Below are 21,210 nucleotides of genomic sequence, written 5' to 3'. Positions count from 1 at the left end.
GAAGCCAGGGCATGGTGTAAATACTTTCTTTTAGATACATAGAGAAGCGGCACATTACATACATGCCTGGATCTATAAAAGGGCATATCGTTAGTAGGGCGTCTATTCTAAGTATAAATAAGGAGGTAAGAAGGTTCGAGGTAGGGACTGGAGAGGCTCTGGATTGAGGATGATTAATCAATGGATAGGTGAGAATGTCGCCGGATTTGATAGTAGTTCAACTTTTGCGTTTAATGAGAGTGTTTCGTCCATTGCCCGCAAACAAAAACGGGCTTCTCATCATTCATTGAGAAAATATTGAGCAAAACCTATTGCATCTTTATCAGCTTAACAGTAGTGTTAGGTTGATCGAAACAAATTGTTTCATGTGTCCTGGATGGAGAAAACACATGTCTAAGTGCCCAAATTGTCAGCAGCCGGTTGGGCCCGCTGACGATATCTGTGAAAATTGCGGTGCTGTTCTGTCAACTGTGAGCACGCCAACCTTTGTGGCGGCCTCATCCTCGTTATCTTTCCCGCCTCTGACGCTACCAACGGCCTCTTCAGGTTCTCGACCGGGCCATTGTCCCAACTGCCAACATCCGCTGACACCAGATGAAGATATCTGTGAGCAATGTGGAATGGTCGTTGATGCCGTCTCTGCTGCCTCATCGGTTCCATTGGTAGCTTCTGCCAATGTTACTCAGGCAGGTCTGGACCAATGTCCTCAATGTAAGGGACCGCGCGTAGCTGGCGTCAAGTTCTGTGGACGGTGTGGCTTTAGCTATGTTGGCATAACTGGACCCACCTCCGGCGGGTCCGCTGGAGCAGCTGCATCCGATCCACCTGCTATCAAACTTAAGCCAGGAAATATCCTTCATAATAAGTATCGCGTCTTGAAAGAGATTGGGGCTGGTGGGATGGGAGCAGTCTATCTGGCCGAGGATCAGGTCTTAAAGCGCCAGGTAGTCATTAAAGCGCTCTTAAGCGACGACGATCCTGATATGGTCGAGCAGAGCGTCAAAGAGCGCGAGTTTCTAGCCGCGATCAAGCATGCGAATATTGTCTCAATCTATGATTTTGTGACGATAGGCGTGCAGGGCTATATTGTGATGGAATATGTCCATGGCAAAACACTTGATCAGTTGCTGGAAGAGCGCGGTCGACCGTTTGAGGTTGTCGAAGCCATTAACTATATCCTGGGTATTCTTCCAGCGTTTACCTATCTTGCCAAATTAGAGCTTGTCTACTGCGATTTTAAGCCCCAGAACGTCATGGTTGAAACTCTGAAGGATGGCACTCAGGTTGTCAAGCTTATTGATCTGGGAACCGTCATTAAGTACACACCGCATCCAGGGGCCGTCTATGGAACACATGGCTTCTATGCTCCTGAAGCAGTCAAAAACCCTTCGCCCGAGACCGATCTATATACCATCTGTCGTACGCTGGCCTATCTGGTCACGCAGATGGATCTGGCCAGCCCGATCTTTGGCATGCCCTCCTCGGAATATTACAAGGCATTTCGCGATTATCCAGCGCTATACCGTTTGTTGACCAAAGGGACGAGCAGCCGACCATCGCAGCGATTTCACAGTGCTGAAGAGCTCAGTGATCAGCTAGCGGGCGTGCTTCGTCAGATCGTTGGTGGTTCGCTCAGTGTGCCCATCGCCTCACGCCTGTTTGTGCCGGGTATTTTGACCACTACTGGCAAGCTTGGACTGCGCGGAGAGGCCGTTCTTGATGAAAAAGACAAGGCCATTGACACCCTGCGCTTTGGTGATCAGGCGCTCCGTGGTGGCAATTATGTGAATGCCGAAAATTTCTACAAACAAGCTCTGAAGATAAACCCCAGGAGCCTGGATGCTCACTTACGACTGGCAGAGGTCTATATTGATCAGGGCGAGTATACGCAGGCTCTGGCCGAGGTGACAACGGTGCAGCGAATGGCACCGGGCAACTGGAAGATCGCCTGGTACACGGGTCGTCTGCTTGAGGCGCAGGGAAAGGCCGCTGCGGCAGCTGACCAGTATCGTGAGCTGATGGCCGATCTGCCGGGCGAACTGCCGCCGCAGCAGGCCCTGGCCCGTGTGAGCGCGCGTCTGGGTGATGATGGAACTGCGGTAGAACTCTATGTCAAAGTTTTGAAGGCTGATCCTGGCAACACAGAAGCGATTCTGGGCGTCACCATGTCTCTGCTCAATCTCCAGCGCTGGGATGAGGCGGCCCGTGTGCTGAGCAGTGTGAACGAGGCGGCAGCCAAGTATATTGATGCTCGTCTGCTCCTCTGTGAGCTCTATCTCAGCCGCATGACCCCATTGACGCCCCAGAATGTAGAGAGTGCAGCGCAGGCAGTGCATGGGTTGGAGGGACGGACAGAAGATCCACGCTATTATCTGGCGCGAGCCGATGTCTATCAAGCTGCCTGGAAGCTGGCTCGACGCCAGCAACTACCAGCGGCTGTACAGATTGCAGGGGTTGCGAATAATCAGGTGCGCACATTAGGAATAGCAGCCGAGGAGAGCTATCAAGAATATCTGCGACGCGCGAAACAACCAAAAGATCGTGAGAGCGTCGTGCGGCGGAAGAATCGGGTTGCTCCCTGGCGCTGGCTGTAAGAATCCGTTCAGCAATAGAGAAAGAAGAAGAAGCGATGTTTACCGTAAAAGCGTACCATAATCCATACCTGCGCCTGGGGCAGACGACTATGCAGGCGGTCCTCTCGATGAAAGTAGATGAGACCGTGGCTGTTGCCCCCGCACCTCTCTCTTTAGCCATTGCGCTCGATCGATCCGGTTCGATGGATGGAACGAAGATGCGTGCGGCTCGCGATGGAGCCATCAAGGTTGTCCAGGCGCTTGATGATAGTATGATCTTTCTCGTCGTTACCTTTAACGACAATGCTCGCGTGCTCTTCGGACCAGCTGTAGGGAATGCAGAGAATAAGAAGCGGGCCATTGCGGCGCTTCAGAGTGTATCTGCCTCTAGTGGAACACGAATGAGTACCGCCTTGAATACGATTGTCGATAAACTGAGTGCGGATAGCTCGCGGGCCGTGAAGATCCTCTTTCTGACGGATGGTAAGAACGAAGGAGAGCAGAGACAGGCGCTGGATCGGGCTGTCGCTCGCTGTAGTACAGCCAATATGAGTATCAACGCCTGGGGAGTTGGAACCGACTGGGATGCAGCCGAACTGCTGCATATGGCCGGTGCGACGCGTGGGTCCGCTGATATAATTCCCACACCAAATCAGATTGAGTCTGCCTTTAGTACCTCATTTAGCGAGATGCGTAAGACCGCCATCGCCAATACACGGCTCTCACTCTGGACGCCTGTTGGTGTGCGTATAGCAGCTATTCAGCAGGTCTATCCAAGCATCGTGCCATTGGGGATAGAGCCTGACCCTGCCAGTCCTCGCCAGCAGGTCCTGGCCCTTGGCTCGTTTGCACCCGGAGACCAGCGTGATTATCTGCTGGATCTGGATCTGACGGCCAATGCTCCGGGGCAGCAGTTTATGGTGGTGCGACCGAGCTTCAAATACACGGTTAGTGGAAACAAGGAATTAGAAGAGAAGAGCGATCGCACTGGCTGGGTCTTTGTTCAATGGACAGAAGATATGGCGCTGGCAGCTCAGATTGAAGAGCATATTGCTCACTATACCAATCAAGAAGAGCTCTCTCGTCATATCAAAGAGGGTCAGGATGCTCTGGCAGCAGGCGATAAAGAGAAGGCCACACGTTTGTTAGGACGTGCCCTGGAGATAAGTGAGCGGACCGGCAATGCTCGTGTCACAAAGCTCCTGACCGATATCGTCTCGCGGGACGCCAAAGGAACTATTCGCCTGAATACTCAGGCTGATGCCGTCGCTCGTAAAACCCTGGCGATCAATATGAGCAAAACATCAAAATTAAAATAAGGTATATCAGAACGTTTTTTATACAACATGACAGCGATAGCAGCCGCTGCTATGATGAAAGAAGATAAAAGCTATGGCTGGACGACAGGGGTCAGTGGCAACCCCAACTCCAAAGCAAGCGCCGAATAGTACTCCTACGATCCATACCACGTCATACTATACTCCTTCCAGTGCAGCTCCATCCGGGAGTGGCGTACAGAAGCAGCAGAGCCCGTCTGCCACGCAGAATGGGGCGCTAAAGGCTGCTGCCTCTCGTGTCTGGCTGGCAGCTCGTAAGACGCTCAGGGGGCAATTTATCAGCCTGGCCGCGTTGACCCTTCTTCTGTCGCTCTTGTTGGCTCTCTATAGCTGGCAGTCGCTTACCCGCGCCTCTAACGATCTGGAGACCATTGCCAGTGGTAGTGTGCCCAGCGTTGATGCCGCTCAGACTATGGGCCAGTATATCAATGATATTGATGCGAAAGTTGCTGATTTCCTGGCAACCGGTTCTTTAACCACGCAGGAGCCATGCTCGCTTGTTACGGCGCATGGAAGTACTGTGATTGGGCAACTGACGGTCCATGATTGTGATCAACACAATATCGATGCAGAGATTGTTATGACCAATCAGCAACTATTTAATGCGATCCATAATGCCTCGTATCCGGGCGAGCGTACTGCGACAGAAAGAATTACCGTCGGCCTGGAAGAATATGTAGGCGATTGGACGGTTATACAGCAGGAGTATGCGGCGGCGGCGAGTAAGAATGATCCAAACGATCCACATCTGAGCAAGGCATACGCGACCTATCTGCATGCCAATGCTATTCTCCAGACAAAGATTCATCATACGCCACAGTTTGTCGAAGACTTTGCGAGCCTTCCGTCCTGCTCAATCGGTGCCGATCAGCATCTGGCTGATCCCAAAGAATGGGCTTTTGGGGGTATTGAAAGTAATGTTGAATGTTTAAGCTCGATCAATAATGAGCATCTTCAGCAGGCCTATGGGGATAGCCAGAATTTTTTAACGATGACCTTCTGGGTAAGCCTCCTCTTCTGTCTGACCTTTGGGACATTGCTCTTGTTCGTGGTTCTGCGTCTGATGTTTATGAATCATCGGGTGCTGAATCCCGGGCTAACGCCTGCCCTGCTTATCTGTGTAGTGATCAGTCTCCTGCTCCTGGCCACCATGGGAAATTTGATGGGCCAGCCAGCTTCAGCCGATGCACTGCAACATGGGGCCTATCAGCAGCTTGTTCAGGATGATTATGCCAGCGTGTATGCTGCTACTCGCCTGAAGCGAATCGGCACCCAGGCCAATGCCGATGAGTCTCGCTGGCTTATTGCTCTGGCATTTAAGGATCAGGAGCAGATCAATAAGTGGGATGCTGATTGGCAGGCAAACGTCAAGCAGATAGAGACATTGAAGCAAGCTGCACACAATAATCGAACCTGGAACGAGGAGGATCAGCCTTTAAGCGCGATGGATCAGCAGTGGCAGGCGTATAAAAGCATTGATGTCAGGATACGTGCGGTCGCTGGTGGTGGAGATTTGAATGGTGCAGAAACCTTAAGTACAGGTGAGTCAAATACCGATTTTTCTGGCTTCTCAGACGCAGTCTCGGCCTTAAGTAAGGCCAATTATGATCATTATAATCAGACGCTCGCTGATACCCGTAGCGCGATCAACCTCTACCTGTGGTTAACTGTCCTGCTCTTTCCTTTGACCGGTCTGTTGACGGTCTGGGGCGTGTTACAGCGACTGAAGGATTTTTAAACGGCCATTTACTTTCGGCTTGAATGAAAGCCCTCGATTTGAATTGTGGGGGGTCATGACCTGTTCAATGCTTCAGCATTCCAATGTTGCAGATAGTTATCATGCATCCAGGGGACTGTATCAGAGACATTAAGTTGAGCTGCATAACTTGTATTATGATCTTCCGCAACAAAAACACATTCTGCATATATAGTAGGGAAAGTAGCTTGTCTCTTTCCACGGTTCCCATTCCGCTGTGTGAGCCCCACTATGGCTTACGTGGGGAGTGGGAAATGAGGTTATGGAGGGGCTGGCATGGTGGAGCTTCACGTTGCGGAAGGAGACAAGCGACCTTCCCTACTTGTATTGTGATCTTCCACAGCAAAAACGTATCATGCACTGTAAAGTAGGGAAAGTTGCTTGTCTCTTTCCACGGTTCCCATTCCGCTGTGTGAGCCCCACCATGGCTTCATTGGAAACGGGAAATGATGCTATGGTGGGGCGACCATGGTGGAGCTTCACGTTGTGGAAGGAGACAAGCGACCTTCCCTACTTGTATTGTGATATTTCACAGCAAAAACGTATCATGCACTGTAAAGTAGGGAAAGTTGCTTGTCTCTTTCCGCGGTTCCCATTCCGCTGTGTGAGCCCCACCATGGCTTCATTGGAAACGGGAAATGATGCTATGGAGGGGCGACCATGGTGGAGCTTCACGTTGTGGAAGGAGACAAGCGACCTTTCCTACTTTTTTTCTTGTCTCGTACATGATAAATAATATCATACAATGTAAAGTAGGGAAAGTAGCTTGTCTCTTTCCACTGGTCCCATTCCGCTGTGTGAGCCCCACCATGGCTTCATTGGAAACGGAAACGATGTTATAGAGGGGCTGGCTGGTATGGTGAAAGAGTAGGCAAAGGAAGGGGGCAGGTGACTATAATAGGTGAGATGGCTGTAGACCTAGAAAGCTCTAGCATTGCACAGAGCAAGAGTTGAAAAAAAGTGTTATTTTTGGTACAGTACAGGGTGGTGCCACGTACATGGTCCAAAATATTTACTGTCGATACTTCTATCGATAAAGTGTTGTAAGAGAGGTATAAGTTATGGCGACAGATACTCATAAGGAGACATTAGGTTTTCAGGCTGAAGTAAAACAGCTTTTGGATCTGATGATTCACTCGCTGTACAGCAATAAGGAGATCTTTTTACGCGAGCTTATCTCCAATGCTTCTGATGCGATCGACCGTTTGCGGTTTGATGCACTGTCCAACTCGGCCCTATATGAACATGATTCAAATTTTAAGATTCGCGTCACCTATGATAAGGATGCTCGAACAATTACTGTATCTGATAATGGTATTGGTATGACGCGAGAGGACGTGATCCAGCATCTTGGCACCATTGCCAAATCTGGAACGCGTGAGTTCTTCCAATCTTTGACGGGTGATCAACAGAAGGATGCCAATATCATTGGTCAGTTTGGTGTTGGTTTCTACTCATCTTTTGTTGTGGCCGATAAAGTCACTGTGCTGACCCGTCGCGCTGGCGCTGCTGTCGAAGAGGGCGTGCAGTGGGAATCCAATGGCCAGGGTGAATATACGCTGGAGACCATCGAGAAAGAGGGTCGAGGAACCGATGTCATCCTCCATCTGCGCGAGGATGAGGACGAGTTCCTTAGCGGCTATCAACTCCGCACCATCGTCCGCAAATACTCTGACCATATTATGCTGCCAATCGAGATGAAGGTCGAGGCTGAGGATAAGGACGAATACGAGGTCGTCAATAGTGCCTCCGCCCTCTGGACTCGATCGAAGAGCGAGATCACTGAAGAGGAATACAACGAATTCTACAAGCATGTGGCGCATGACTTCAATACCCCTCTGGCGTATGTTCATAGCCGGATGGAAGGTGTACAGGAATACACGATCCTGCTGTATGTCCCTGGTCAGGCTCCATTTGACCTCTTCTCACGCGAATATCACCATGGCGTCAAGCTGTATGTGCGCCGTGTCTTCATCATGGACGATGCTGAGAAGCTTATGCCCCGCTATCTCCGTTTCATTCGTGGTGTCATCGACTCGAATGACCTGCCATTGAACGTCTCACGTGAGCTCTTACAGCAGAATAAGATGATCGACGCCATTCGCTCGAACTCGGTCAAGAAAGTTCTGGGACTCTTCTCTGATATTGCTAACAACGATAAAGAGAAGTATGCCACTTTCTGGCGTGAGTTTGGTCGCGTCCTTAAAGAAGGTCTTCTGGAAGATTTCGCCAATCGTGAGACCCTGGGCAAACTGCTGCGCTTCTCCACAACTGCCTCATCTGGAGAGACACAGGATGTCTCCCTGGAAGAGTATGTAGGACGCATGAAAGAGGGCCAGGACAAGATCTACTATATTGTTGCAGATAGCCATGCGGCTGCCAATGATAGTCCCTTGCTGGAGATCTTCAAGAAGAAAGGGCTCGAAGTTCTCTTGCTCTCCGATCCTGTTGATCATATTGCGATTCCTGAGCTCCGCGAATTCCAGGGCACGCAGCTCCAATCCGTCTCCAAAGGCGAGGTTGACCTCTCGAAATTTGAGGACGAACAGGAGAAAGAGGAGCAGCAGAAGAGCGCCGATGAGGCCAAAGACCTGCTGGATCGACTCAAAGTGGTGCTGGGCGACAAAGTCAAAGATGTTCGCACGACCACGCGCCTGATCTCCTCTCCGGCCTGTCTGGTGGTTGATGAGTATGGACTTGATCCAAGCCTGAAGCGGCTTTTACAATCTGCCGGCCAGAACGTCCCTGAGGATAAACCCATTCTAGAGATTAATCCGCAGCATCCAATTGTGCTAAAGATCAAACAGGAGCACAATGAAGGGCGTTTTAGCGATTGGGCAAACGTGCTCTTCGACCAGTCTGTCTTGAGCAGCGGCGAGCAGTTAGAGAATCCCGTGACCTTTGTCAATCGTCTCAACAGCCTGTTAACCTTGCTGTAAGATTTATATCCGAGCCACATCCAGAGCAGGCTCTCCTTCTTTCTTTCTAAAGACAAGAAGGAGAGCCTGCCTTTTTTCTCACTATGAAGGAATGAAGAAAAGTTGAGAAATAGTGAGGAAAGATTGAATGCTTAAAAATAAGTATAAAAGATATTCTAATGATAGAACTGCCAATGGCAAGCGCTTATGAATCTATTCCCCTTAAACTTGAGTATAGATAAGAGTAGCTTGTGCCTCTGAGAGCGAAGGCAAACATTGCTTGTCAGATAGTGCACCTATTTGCAGTCTTTGTAGAGAGGATAGTGAGAAGGTTATCTTATTGCGAATAGGGAAGTGGGCCCAATGATGTGATTACGAGTTTTCAACAAAGAAGATGGTTTGAGCGTAAAGATTGACGGCTTTCAAAACGTTTTCTCTTTGTCAATCATTTTTTGATCTGTTTGATCTGATTATACATGTGTAGAATGCATGAGGAGGAATTCAATGCAGATTTTTGACCGCCGCAAACGCCAGAAGTTAGATCAACTCGTTGATGAGTATGCGGCCAGTCCAAGTATGCCGCGCCGTGAATTTTTACAGCGTGCTGCTGCGACTGGTCTGAGCCTGAGTGCAGCCTCAGCTCTATTGGCTGCCTGTGGTGGGAGTGCCAATGTAGATAAGGTTGGCGTTTTAACGCAGTGGAGTGGAGAGGAGCTTGCATCGTTTCGAGCCATCTGTGATGCCTTCAAAGCCAAGAACAATATTAGCATTGATATTGAGTCGACGCGAGACGTGAATGCTGTTCTTTCTACCCGTGTCAAAGGCAATAACGCGCCTGATATCAGCGGTATGCCTGGCATCCCGGCCTTCCAGGATTTTGCCGCGAAGGGAAAACTGGTCCAGCTGGACAAATTCTTTGATATGAACAAGATCAAGCAGAACTATACGGCTGACTGGATCAAACTGGCCTCGCATAATGGCAATCTCTATGGAGTTCTCCCAAAATCGAATACAAAAGCAACAATCTGGTACAATCCGACACAATTCCAGGCAGTTGGTGGAACGGTGCCGCAGACCTGGGATGAGCTGATTGCCGTCTCTGATAAGATTGCAGGACAGGGAAAATACCCCTGGTCAATGGGTGTTGAGAGCTCAGCCTCCAGTGGCTGGCCTGCGACCGACTGGATTGCTGAGATCTATATCAATAAAAACGGACCCGATATGTATGACAAATGGGTGGCCCATAAGATACCCTGGACCGATAGTAGCATCAAAGAGTCGTTCAAGTTGTTTGGACAGATCGTCACTGGAAATCACTATATCAACGGTGCGCCACAATCAATCCTGGCGACCAACTTCCAGGATGCTTCGTATCAGCCCTTTACCAACCCGGCGCAGTCGTATATGTACTATCTAGGTGACTTTACAGCGGGCTTTATCACCAGTCAGTACAAAGACCTCAAGCCAGGCAGCGACTTTAACTTCTTCCCTTTCCCATCGATCAATCCAGCCTATAAAGGTGCAGTTACGGGTGGGGCAGACATTATGGCCGCCTTTAAAGACAACGATGCCACGCGTAAATTTATGGAATACCTGTCCTCGGCTGAGGCCCAGACCATCTGGGTAAAGCGCGGTGGTGCGACCTCAGTCAACAAAGAGGTGAAGCTAGACGATTATCCTAACGATGTCCTGCGCCAGTCGGCTCAGCAGATGGTGAATGCCTCTTCGGTTCGTGTAGGTGCAGGAGACCTTGTGCCAGCCTCTTTGCAGACGGCTTATTGGAAAGCCATGCTCGCCTATATCGGCGACACGAAGCAACTGGATAGCATCCTGGCCTCCCTGGAGACCACAGCTGGGCAGGCTTACGAGTCCTAGTACCAGTGTCGTCGACTGAGAGGGCGCTGAGGTGCTTGTGCGTTTGAGCATTTCGGAGCAGATGAGCGGGCTCCATTGGAAAGGGCCTGACGTTCCTTCCAATGGAGCCCGCTTCCTTCAAACCAGCCTGGTAGGTCGATGGCATCTAGCAGCGATTGTGATGTGAAACAGGGAGGCAGTGATGATTGAAACGGCGAAAGAACCCCCAACGCTTCCGGCTCCTATCAGGAGAAAGCCGCATACCTATGCCTGGCAAGCCTGGATCTGGCTCATGCCAGCCCTGATCCTGGTCTTAACATTTTTCATCTATCCATTGTTGAACACCATCTGGATCAGCTTTTATAATAAAGACTCGACAACCTTTGTTGGGCTACGCAATTATCAGCGCATCTTCACCAATCCAGAACTTCTGGAGATTTTGCGCAACAACGTGCTCTGGTTAGTCCTGGCGACCCTGCTGACCGTTGGATTGGGACTGGTCCTGGCCGTGTTAGTGGATCGCATTAAAGTTGAGAGTATTGTGAAGTCGGCCTTATTTGTGCCGATGGCCATCTCGTTTGTGGCGGCAGGTGTCATCTGGCGTTTTGTCTATGCCTATGCGCCCCCGAATCGAACTCAGATTGGCCTCTTGAATGGGATTCTGGCGGTGTTTCATATTCCGCCTCAGGTCTGGCTGATCAATACCACTATTAACAATTTTGCCTTGATCGCCGTGTATACCTGGATGTGGACAGGCTTCTGTGTGGTGATTCTCTCAGCGGCCTTAAAAGGCATTCCAGATGATATTCTCGAGGCTGCTCGGATCGATGGTGCGGGCCGTTTTAGCCTGTTCTGGCGTATTATGGTCCCGATGATTCAGCCTACCATCGCCGTCGTCCTTACGACCATGGTTATCAGCATTCTTAAGATCTTTGACGTAGTCTATGTGATGACAGGTGGGGATTACCACACCAATGTCATTGCCCTTGATTTCTATCAAGAGCTGTTTAACAATAATAATTATGGCCTGGCCAGTGCACTGGCAGTCGTTCTCTTAGTCACCATTATTCCAGTGATGTACATTAATGTTCGGCGGGCTCGTGCAGAGGAGGCATTGCAATGACTATAACAGATCAAGCATCTCAGGAGCAGCAATCTGAACAGAGTGCGGTGCGAAAGCCTCAGACAATGCGGAAGGGCCGTTTTATTATCCGGACATTGAGCAATAGTGTGGTGACCGGACTCGCCCTGTTTATTGGACTGCTCTGGTCTGTGCCCACGCTGGGGTTGTTTATCAGTTCATTCCGACCGGCCTCGTTGATCTCCAGTACTGGCTGGTGGACAGGCCTGGTGCCACCCTGGAACTTTACGTTGGAGAACTATCAGCAGGTGCTTCAAGCGCAGGGGTTTGGACAGGTTTTTATCAATAGCATTATCATCTCTGTCCCTGGAACGTTTTTCCCGATGATCGTGGGGGCACTGGCAGCCTATGCCTTTGCCTGGATGAAATTTCCGGGGCGTGACCTGTTCTTTCTAGGGATCGTAGCTCTCATGATCATCCCTTTACAGATCGCGATGGTGCCCATTCTGAGCCTGTTTACCGCGATTGGTCTGACAGGGCAGTATGCTGCTGTCTGGCTGGCGCATACTGCCTTTGGACTGCCCTTCTCCATCTACCTGTTGCGTAACTTCTTTGCGTCATTGCCCAGCGACCTGATGGAATCGGCACATATCGATGGTGCCTCGCACGTGCGAATCTTCTGGAGTATCATTCTCCCACTGTCGGTGCCAGCCCTGGCTTCACTGGGCATCTTTCAATTTATGTGGGTCTGGAATGATCTCTTGATTGCCCTCATCTTTCTGGGGGGGAATCCACAGAGTGCGCCTTTGACGCTCACTATTGCCAATCTCGTCAACACCTACGGTTCAAATTATCAGGTCCTGACGGCAGCGGCCTTCATCTCGATGGCCCTGCCTCTGGTCGTTTTTTTCTCGCTTCAACGGTACTTTGTACGCGGTATTCTAGCAGGTTCCGTGAAGGGCTAACAGGTCATACCCTCACGGTAGCCTGCACCATGGAGAAAGGCTCACAATGCAGAAAGTCAAGTTAGCTTTGATTGGAGCAGGTCAGCGTGGTCAGGGGTATGCCAATTATGCCTTAAAGCATCCTTATGAAGCACAGATAGTCGCCGTCGCGGAGCCAGATCCGCGGCGGCGTGCTAAATTCCAGGCTCAGCACGCCTTACCCGATGACGTTTGTTATCCAGATTGGCAAGAGCTCTTACAGCAGCCGCATCTGGCCGATGCAGTATTGATCTGTACGCAGGATCGGCAGCATTTTGCACCCGCGATGGCGGCCCTGGATGCGGGTTATCACGTCCTTTTGGAGAAACCAATGTCGCCCGATCCCCTCGAGTGCCTCCAGATGGGCCAGCGAGCCAGCCAGGTAGGACGTATGTTTACTATCTGTCATGTGCTTAGATATACGCCCTTCTTCTCCGAACTCAAAACAATGCTTGACGATGGGGCCATTGGCCGTCTCATCTCCATCCAACATAATGAGAACGTCGCCTATTGGCACTATGCGCATAGCTTTGTGCGTGGGAACTGGCGCAATGCACGTGAATCGAGCCCGATGATTCTGGCTAAATCATGCCATGATATGGATATTTTACTCTGGTTGGCAGGGGCGGATTGTACGGCTGTCTCATCCTTTGGCTCACTATCTTATTTTAAGGCTGAAAATGCCCCTGCGGGAGCACCACAGCGCTGTCTGGATGGCTGTCCTGTAGCGCAGAGCTGCCCCTATTACGCACCCCGTTTTTATGTCAATCGAGGCGACGGCTGGCCTACCTCTGTCATTAGTGTTGAGACTGGCCAGGAGGCAGTGCTGAAAGCCCTGGAAGAGGGGCCCTATGGGCGCTGCGTCTATCATTGTGACAATGATGTGGTGGATCATCAGGTCGTTAATCTCGAGTTTGCGAATGAGGTTACGGCTGTCTTTACCATGTGTGCATTTACCAATGATATCAGCCGAACCATTAAATTGATGGGGACAAAAGGCGAGCTCTGGGGGACCGTTGATCACGAACAGAAGCGCATTGAGCTCAGCGAGTTTGCCACTGGAACACGGAAGATCATCCATGTGCAGAGTGAGGATGGTGCACAGGGACATGGGGGAGGAGATGACGGCCTGATGCGTGATTTTCTCAGCCTGATCCGCGAGGATCGGCACGAGAGCCGCACTTCTGCCAGCCTGTCGGTCCAGAGCCATCTCATGGCCTTTGCAGCCGAAGAGGCACGTATCAGCCGACGAGTTGTGGAGCTCTCTTCATTTGTCGAACAGTTGCAACGGTAGGAGCACTGAGTTCAGGGCGATGATCCTCTCCCTGAACTCAGTTGTAAGATCAGCTACTCTTTGACGTCGCGTTTCCAGGTTAAGAGAATTGCCAGAGTGGCAAAGATCAGAGCATAGACGAGAGCCACGAGAAGCGTATGCGTGCCATCGACAGGTACAGCTGGATTAAAGCCATTTGACTCAAGGCTGTTCACTATCGCATGTGGCATGACATTAAGATTTGGCCCCAGGAAGTAGGCAGTCGCATTATTCCAGAAATCATTGTGCGTCAGACGAAAGCCGAGCGACATAAAGATCGTTCCGATGTTATCAGCCGGGAAGAACGCCAGCGATGCACTTAGACCAAAGGCCAGCGAACGACCGAGAGAGGTCATGGCCACCGTCAGCAGAATAGTGACCCCCATGCTGATCAGAATAGTTAAGAGATAGATCTGAGTCGTGTGCCAGAATGTGCCATCCAGCTTCTGAAAGCTATCGGCATTGCCTGCCAGCGCCAGGACCTGGATATATTGCAGAACCGCATCGAGGAGTAGCCCCAGAACGAAGACTGCCAGGGCAATCAGCACAACTGTAAGCAATTTTGCGAATAAGAGCTGGACACGACCAATCCCTCTTGCGAGCAGAATACGAATCGTTCCTAATTGATACTCACGACCAAACACATTCGCGGTCAGGACAATCAGAAAAAAGCCAATGAACACACGCAAGACAAACAGATTTAATGGGATTGAGTCATTAAAGAAAATGAGCGGCGCATGTTTTAGCTCGGTCCCACGACTGGGTGTGGAGGCCGTAATTAAGTAGGGCAGACAGATCACGCCGATCAGCATCACGAGTGTCAACCAGGTTGACCACATGCGGCTGACGCGAAAGAGTTCACTGCGGATCATGCCACCAAAGCTTGGTCTGTCGGCTGGAATAGTTGCATGAGCAACGGTAACACTACTCATTATCTGACATCTCCTGCTTGCGAACCGGTGAGCTGGAGGAAGACCTGCTCAAGATCAAGGGTGGCAGGTGCAAGGCTCTCTGGCACAAAGCCAGCGTTCACAAGGAACAGATTGAGATCCCGGCCACGTTGCAGAGGGGCCTGCGTTAAGATCGTCCCCTTCTCGCTGATCTTCGCCTGCTGTCCCCAGGGCTGTTGGCGCAGAAGAGCCAGTGCCTGTTCAGGCTGTTCGAGCCGGATCTCAAATTCTCCCTGACCTCTGGTAAGATCACTGACCGTTGTCTCAGTGACGAGCTTACCACGATTGATAATCGCAACACGAGAGCAGATCTGTTGAACTTCGCTCAGTAAGTGGCTGGAGATCAGAACAGTCTTGCCAGCCTCTGAGAGACGATGCATCAGATCGCGCATCTCCACGATACCAGCCGGGTCCAGACCATTGGCAGGTTCGTCCAGAATTAAGACTTCCGGGTCTTGCAGCAGAGCAATGGCCAGACCCAGGCGCTGCTTCATGCCCAGCGAATAGGTGCGCACGCGATCCTTTTCGCGACCAGTCAGGCCCACCAGTTCCAGAACTGTCTGATAGCGCTCTTTGGGAACGCCACCGAGCGTGGCAGCTACAGCGCGGAGATTGTCAATGCCAGACATATAGAGGTAGAGGGCAGGTGTCTCAATCAGCGCACCAACACGAGGCAGAACATGCGAACGATGATGAGCCAGATCCTGTCCCAACATCTCAATCTTGCCAGAGGTTGGCGTAATCAGGCCAAAGATCATACGGATCGTCGTCGTTTTGCCTGCTCCATTGGGTCCTAAAAAACCAAAGATATCGCCGCGATGAACATCTAAGCTCAGATCATTGACGGCCAGACGCTGGCCATATTGCTTTGTGAGATGTTGGATGCTTAAGACCACCTCGTCAGAGCGGATCTTCTGACCAGGAGATTGGAGCGTCGTAAGTGTATCAGCCATGGAATAGGTATCCTTTCATGTGAGAAAATGTTTTATACGTCGTATATGTTTGTAGGTGCTGCTTCTAGATTGAATGGACATAAGATCTATTCTTTGACATCGCGTTTCCAGGTGAGAATAATGGACACCACTGCAAAAACCACGGCATACCCCAGTGCCACGAGGAGCGTATGAGTGCCATCTACCGTTACAAGGGGGCCTGAAGCGGGATTTGAAAAGTACTGGGGCGCGATTGAGGCGGCCATGGCATTGAGATTGGGCCCCAGGAAGTAGGCAGTCGCATTATTCCAGAAATCATTATGCGTCAGACGAAAGCCCAGCCGCATAAAGACGATCCCGATGTTATCAGCCGGGAAGAATGCCAGAGCAGCGCTTAAGCCAAAGCTCAAAGAGCGGCCAATTGCGCTGGTTGCCACCGTCAGCAGAACAGTGATGGCCATACTGATAAGAACTGTTCCCAGATACATCCAGATGTTATTCCAGAAGGTACCATCCAGCTTACTGAGCCCATCTGTATTGCCAGCTAAGACCAGCATCTGAATAAACTGAAGCAGAACGTTGAGGATGAGCATCCCTACAAAGACCAGTAGCGCTAAGATAACCACAGCCAGCAGTTTGGCAAAGAAGAGCTGCAAGCGGCCAATGCCACGTCCAAGCAGAATACGGATCGTTCCCGCTTGATACTCACGTCCAAAGACATTGGCTGTAAGCATAATCAAAAAGAAGCCGATGAAGACGCGCAAGACAAACAGATTGGTCTCAGCTGAGTTGTAGAAGAAGTGAAGCGGAGTATTTTTTAGTGCAGTCGCCTGCGAAGAGAGCGACATAATAATAATATATGGAAAACAGGCTATGCCGATTAAGAGGACCAATGCGATCCAGAAGACCCACATGCGGCTGACCTTAAAGATCTCGCCACGTATAATTCCCAGAAAACTGGGCGAACTGACTGCGATAGAGCTGGCTGGTGTAACAGCCCTTGCGATAGTATTCTCCAATGTTACCCCCTTTGATAGTCCTGTTTAGCATTCATCTTTTGTTGCATGCTAGAGTAATCTTCCATTAAATGGCCGGAATTGTTACAGAGAGTAGTGAAAAAGGACCATTGTCTTTCTTGTCCCCGTCAGTAACAGGGTCGTTCATGTTTTCAAGCATAAGCATACCTGTTTGATGTCTAAGATATGTTATAAAGCTGTCGCAAAACTGTCGCAGTCTGAAGGATCTTTCTGTTATTGCCCGGTGCCATGCTAGAAAGGCAATTTTGGAAAGAAGCAGCTAAACCATGGATCAAAGATCAGTCATGGGCCCGTTTGCCTTCTCAATAAAAGAGCACACTTTGGTAAGCACACTTTGTCAAAAAGAACATTCTGACAAAATGTACAAAATTATGTAGAGATTTCTTTGTGCAATATGCACAAAGAAATCTCTAAAAACGACGTCCCGGCAAACATCGCTAGAGATAACTGATCCATTAAATGGAGAGAAAATGCAGGGTGCCTAAAGATTTATGAGAAGAGGTAAGGTGGGGCTGAAAAGGGTATCATTCTCTAAAAAACTAGTGTAGTATATCAATTGTAAGGAATAGCGAACACGAGTAAAAAAACTGCGTAGCATATTTAGTCTACGCTGACGGTACGCTACCAGTAGTATAGAATAGAATGTCAAGATAGGTATTAATAGTTACCTCAAAGGGGAGTAAACATGAACACACCACAAAACACACACAAGCAAGATCATATGAAGATTGGCCGTTACCAGTCCTGGATGGAAGATGGTAAATTGAAGCTCTACTACCATGAGTTTGGCAACCCCAATGGCATCTATTGCACCATGAACGCACAAGAGGCAAAGGGCCTGTTAGAGATGCTCAGCAACCATAGTGATGATATCAACCAGGCGCTCTATACTGATGAGAAAGAAAAGGCCAATTACCAGCGTATTGGTCGCGCCTAATCCTCCTTCGCTTCACTAGTTTTACTTGAGCGTAGAGGATGCGCGTAGACAAGAACGTCTGGGGTAACAAAAAATAATTCCTGCGACCGTCAAGAATTACGACGGTCGCAGGAATTATTTTTGTTATGTGGCCTCAATGTGTTACATTGTGAGAGCAGAGAGGCTTCAGTCAGTCCGATATGGGAAACGATAAAGAACTATCAAGAGCAATGAGTGAAGAAAATCTGTAACCTGAGATCAACCATTGTCAAGCAGAGATAGCACAGGCGAGGATATGAGGTCATATGTCAGCAGTAGATTTAGAGCGATTAAAGACCCTGGCGAAGGAACGGATTGAGGATGCGGTTGAACTGGCCCAAAGAATCTGTCTGGTACCAGCTCCAACAGGAGATGAGGCTGCACGCGCAGAATTTGTCGCATCGTTATGGCGAGAACGAGGCTATACTCCTGAGATTGATGCCATCCATAATGTGTATGTACGACGTAAACGGCGCGATCAGGCGAAGAAAGGGAAAACGGTAATGTTATTGGCTCATATCGACACCGTTTTCCCCGCTACCACACCGCTCCAGATCAAGCGTGTGGGCGATATACTTAGCGGCCCTGGCATTGGAGATAACAGCTTAAGTGTGGCCTCATTACTTATCTTGTTTGATATGCTCGACGAGTTGCACGTGGAGACAGAGACCGACCTGTTAGCTGTAGCAGATGTGGGTGAAGAAGGACTGGGAAATCTCCGAGGCGCAAGAGCCGCCGTTGAACGGTATCATGATCAATTGGGGGCAGTCCTGGTTGTCGATGGAGATCTGGGGAGTATCGTGAACGAAGCAGTTGGTTCGCAACGCTGGCGTATTATTGTCAGGGGAGATGGCGGACATTCCTTTGGCTCTTTTGGGACTCCCAGCGCTATCCATGGGCTGGGTCGCATTATTGCAGCATTATCTACCATGAGCGTGCCCATCATGCCCAAAACAACCTTTAATGTGGGAGTAATCGAAGGGGGCACTTCAGTCAACACTATTGCTGCTCAGGCCAGTGCCTTACTGGATCTGCGTTCAACCAACGCCCAATCCCTTCAGAGGCTAGCTGAGCAGGCACGTGAACATATCCTTAACAGCGCTGGCCCGGGTCTGAAAGTTGAGATTGAGCTGCTTGGTGAGAGGCCAGCAGGCCAGAGGAGCCGACAAGATGCTCTTGTGCAACTTGCAGCCCAGACGCTTCATTGGATTGATCTGGAGCCAGGATATAGCGCCTCCAGTACTGATGCAAACATCCCTATGAGCCTGAACCTTCCCACCGTCTGCATTGGTATTACCAGAGGTGAGAAAGCACACACCATCGATGAGTTTATCCATATTGCGCCGATTGGCAAAGGACTGGCTCAACTACTTCGGCTTAGCATTGAATCCAGCGCTTTCGTGAGCCAGTAGGATGCGAACCTCCCATGAATACAGTACGTACTAGAATGACGACCTTTCCAACCTACGTGATCTTCTCCTGTTCAGATAGACAATCTGGCACCGATTAATTTAAGAGCTCCCCAGATGTGGGGTGAAAGAGCAAAAACTCTTCCATTTTGATCCCAATGATAAGCATGGCTCCAATGTAAAGTGCCTGTGGATGATCGTCGTCAAACTCAGCAGTCAGGAGTGTATGGAACCCTAGTTTAAGCTGAACCAGAACACGACCAATCATCGGTTCAACCGCCATGACCTGAGTCTGCGCACGTACATGAGGGACCCCTTCAAGCGTTGGAAGGTCCCATTGTGGAATCAGGCCGGTTGGGCGGAGCCCAAGCGATATTTTAGACTGTGGTCCTAAACGTGCCAGGCCATTCGTCCAGCGTGTGGGCAGGATCAATTGAAGGCCATCAGTCGTCATGTGATAACGGACATCATGATATTGAAGATAGCTTTCAAGAAGATTAATTGGAGGATCGGAGAGAAATTTGGCGACAAAGAGAGTTTTTGGTCGATTGCGTACCTCTTCAGGTGTCCCAATCTGTTGGATTTTTCCATCAGAGATGACGGCTATGCGATCCGCCATCGCAAAGGCTTCATTCTGGTCATGAGTAATATAGAGCGTCGGTTTTCGTTTTAAATGATGGATCATCATAATCTCTTGCCGAATGCGGTAACGTGCCTTCTGATCCAATTGGGAGAGTGGTTCATCAAAGAGATAGAGATCGGCATCTTTCACCAGCACCTTTGCCAGCGCAACGCGTTGGACCTCGCCTCCAGATAGATCAGTAAGGGCCCGTTTTAGCAGAGATTTAAGCTCTAATACCTCAGAGGCCATCAGAATGCGCATTTCAATCTCTTTGCGCGGCATATGCTGATTCTGTAAACTATAGGCAATATTATCAAAGACGTTCATTGATTCAAAGAGCCCGTAGTCTTGAAAGACGACAGCCAGATTGCGGTGATGATTAAGCTGATTTGTAATCTCCTGTCCATTAAGAATGATCTGCCCCGCATCGGGAGTCTCAAAACCACAGAGCAAGCGAATAAGCGTAGATTTACCGCTCCCCGAGGGCCCCAGGAGAACAAAAAATTCACCATCGGCAATATGGAAACTGACATGATCGATGATCAACTGTTCCTGGCTCTGTTTGACTAAGTTGAGCACTTCTAATTCACTCATTATGGTAGATTCTCCGTTGAATTATGCGATCTCCAACTAAATGATTGGTCTGGGCATTGGCCGCGATGATAGATCAATCAACGCTGCAAATGCCTGCTAAAATACGTCATAGTAGATAAAAACCGTTCTCTAACGAGAAAAATACGTGCAACCCTGCACTGGTAAGAGGGGTTATAGGTGCTTCTAAAGAAAGAATCGGGTATGGCGAGAGAGGGTAATGCGTTACAGGAATGATCCTCTGTTTGTATAACGGTTGAGTTGTATAAAAAATATCATCATTTTTTTATTGATTTACGAATGCGATTTGACTTGCACGCTAAATAGAAATGCTGGAGAATTGGGAGTGGATGAGTATCTATTGCTGATCGTCGGACGTACCGGTTAGAAGTGGAGAATGCTGTCATCTCTACAGACAGAGGCAGTTTCATTGATGAGAGGAGCGATGCAGATGTCAGAACAATTTGATAGCTTCAACGAGCCAGAGCGTGATCAGCGGGATCAATATAACCAATCTGCCGGCTTTGGAGATGAAGTTGAGGATGACGAGCAGTGGGATACAGGCTTCCATGTTGATCAAGATGGTAATGTTATGAGTCCGGAGCAGTATCAAGGTCAGCAGCAGGGGCCAGTGAAGCAGAATCCTGTGCCACCTAATCAGAGCGAGAGTGAGCAATATGAGACCTCTGTAGACCCGAAGCAGCAACAGAGTAGACAAGGTCAAACGCAGCAGCAAGGAAAGCGTCAACCGCAACAGAATTGGGACCCTTATGATGATGTGGGCCCAACCGATCCATATAATGAAGGTGGATTAGAGCTTTAACGCTTCTCTGCCTCCCCATATCGACAGGGTTGGTATAGGGAGGCATTTTTGTGAGGAGTTGATTGGTATGACCGGGT

The 21,210-nt window shown here is 49.7% G+C and carries 16 protein-coding genes; 12 read left to right on the top strand and 4 right to left on the bottom strand.

The annotated features are described in order from the left end of the window. Nucleotides 1-389 precede the first annotated feature (389 nt). From EL628_RS17150 to EL628_RS17115, 9 genes are all read left to right on the top strand, one after another. A complete protein-coding gene (locus tag EL628_RS17150; RefSeq protein ID WP_161975563.1) occupies nt 390-2,594 on the top strand; it encodes a protein kinase domain-containing protein in 2,205 nt (734 codons plus the stop codon). A 35-nt stretch (nt 2,595-2,629) separates the two neighbouring features. Next, complete coding sequence (locus EL628_RS17145) at nt 2,630-3,892, top strand: vWA domain-containing protein (protein ID WP_126581137.1); 1,263 nt, start codon at nt 2,630-2,632, stop codon at nt 3,890-3,892. A 73-nt stretch (nt 3,893-3,965) separates the two neighbouring features. Continuing rightward, nucleotides 3,966-5,648, top strand: coding sequence for a tetratricopeptide repeat protein (locus tag EL628_RS17140; RefSeq protein WP_245994129.1), 1,683 nt, complete (start codon nt 3,966-3,968; stop codon nt 5,646-5,648). Nucleotides 5,649-6,727: 1,079 nt separating this feature from the next. After that, complete coding sequence (gene htpG, locus EL628_RS17135; RefSeq protein WP_126581136.1) at nt 6,728-8,605, top strand: molecular chaperone HtpG; 1,878 nt, start codon at nt 6,728-6,730, stop codon at nt 8,603-8,605. A 483-nt stretch (nt 8,606-9,088) separates the two neighbouring features. Further along, nucleotides 9,089-10,459: an ABC transporter substrate-binding protein gene (locus tag EL628_RS17130; RefSeq protein ID WP_161975562.1), complete on the top strand. Its 1,371-nt coding sequence runs from the start codon at nt 9,089-9,091 to the stop codon at nt 10,457-10,459. Nucleotides 10,460-10,502: 43 nt separating this feature from the next. Continuing rightward, nucleotides 10,503-10,625 carry a hypothetical protein gene (locus EL628_RS30825; RefSeq protein WP_281276547.1) on the top strand — a complete coding sequence of 41 codons (123 nt, stop codon included), beginning with the start codon at nt 10,503-10,505 and terminating at the stop codon, nt 10,623-10,625. A gap of 15 nt (nt 10,626-10,640) precedes the next feature. After that, nucleotides 10,641-11,561: a carbohydrate ABC transporter permease gene (locus EL628_RS17125; protein WP_218028940.1), complete on the top strand. Its 921-nt coding sequence runs from the start codon at nt 10,641-10,643 to the stop codon at nt 11,559-11,561. Further along, entirely contained in the window at nt 11,558-12,484 is a 927-nt protein-coding gene (locus EL628_RS17120; protein ID WP_126581134.1) for a carbohydrate ABC transporter permease, read from the top strand. Before EL628_RS17125 ends, EL628_RS17120 begins: the two co-directional genes overlap by 4 nt. Nucleotides 12,485-12,530: 46 nt before the next feature. Continuing rightward, on the top strand, nt 12,531-13,796 hold the full coding sequence (locus tag EL628_RS17115) for a Gfo/Idh/MocA family protein (RefSeq protein WP_126581133.1): 1,266 nt from the start codon (nt 12,531-12,533) through the stop codon (nt 13,794-13,796). Between the two features lie 53 nt (nt 13,797-13,849). Here the strand turns inward: EL628_RS17115 and EL628_RS17110 are convergent, their stop codons facing one another. From EL628_RS17110 to EL628_RS17100, 3 genes are all read right to left on the bottom strand, one after another. After that, a complete protein-coding gene (locus EL628_RS17110) occupies nt 13,850-14,746 on the bottom strand; it encodes a DUF2705 family protein (protein WP_126581132.1) in 897 nt (298 codons plus the stop codon). Next, complete coding sequence (locus EL628_RS17105; RefSeq protein WP_126581131.1) at nt 14,746-15,717, bottom strand: ABC transporter ATP-binding protein; 972 nt, start codon at nt 15,715-15,717, stop codon at nt 14,746-14,748. The genes EL628_RS17110 and EL628_RS17105 overlap by 1 nt, the downstream gene beginning before the upstream one ends. An 86-nt stretch (nt 15,718-15,803) precedes the next feature. Next, complete coding sequence (locus EL628_RS17100) at nt 15,804-16,715, bottom strand: ABC transporter permease (RefSeq protein ID WP_126581130.1); 912 nt, start codon at nt 16,713-16,715, stop codon at nt 15,804-15,806. Nucleotides 16,716-17,418: 703 nt separating this feature from the next. On the opposite strand from EL628_RS17100, the gene EL628_RS17095 reads away from it, so the two are divergent. Together EL628_RS17095 and EL628_RS17090 are read left to right on the top strand one after the other, a co-directional pair. Next, nucleotides 17,419-17,670, top strand: coding sequence for a hypothetical protein (locus tag EL628_RS17095; protein WP_126581129.1), 252 nt, complete (start codon nt 17,419-17,421; stop codon nt 17,668-17,670). Between the two features lie 284 nt (nt 17,671-17,954). Beyond that, entirely contained in the window at nt 17,955-19,100 is a 1,146-nt protein-coding gene (locus EL628_RS17090) for a M20/M25/M40 family metallo-hydrolase (RefSeq protein ID WP_126581128.1), read from the top strand. Between the two features lie 94 nt (nt 19,101-19,194). On the opposite strand, the gene EL628_RS17085 is transcribed toward EL628_RS17090, so the two are convergent. Beyond that, nucleotides 19,195-20,313: an ABC transporter ATP-binding protein gene (locus tag EL628_RS17085; protein WP_126581127.1), complete on the bottom strand. Its 1,119-nt coding sequence runs from the start codon at nt 20,311-20,313 to the stop codon at nt 19,195-19,197. Between the two features lie 448 nt (nt 20,314-20,761). Between EL628_RS17085 and EL628_RS17080 the strand changes: the two genes are divergently transcribed. Then, on the top strand, nt 20,762-21,133 hold the full coding sequence (locus EL628_RS17080; protein ID WP_126581126.1) for a hypothetical protein: 372 nt from the start codon (nt 20,762-20,764) through the stop codon (nt 21,131-21,133). The last annotated feature ends 77 nt before the right edge of the window (nt 21,134-21,210 follow it).

It is taken from the genome of Tengunoibacter tsumagoiensis (assembly GCF_003967535.1).
GTDB lineage: Bacteria > Chloroflexota > Ktedonobacteria > Ktedonobacterales > Ktedonobacteraceae > Tengunoibacter > Tengunoibacter tsumagoiensis.
This window is presented reverse-complemented; position numbering and strand designations above follow the sequence as displayed.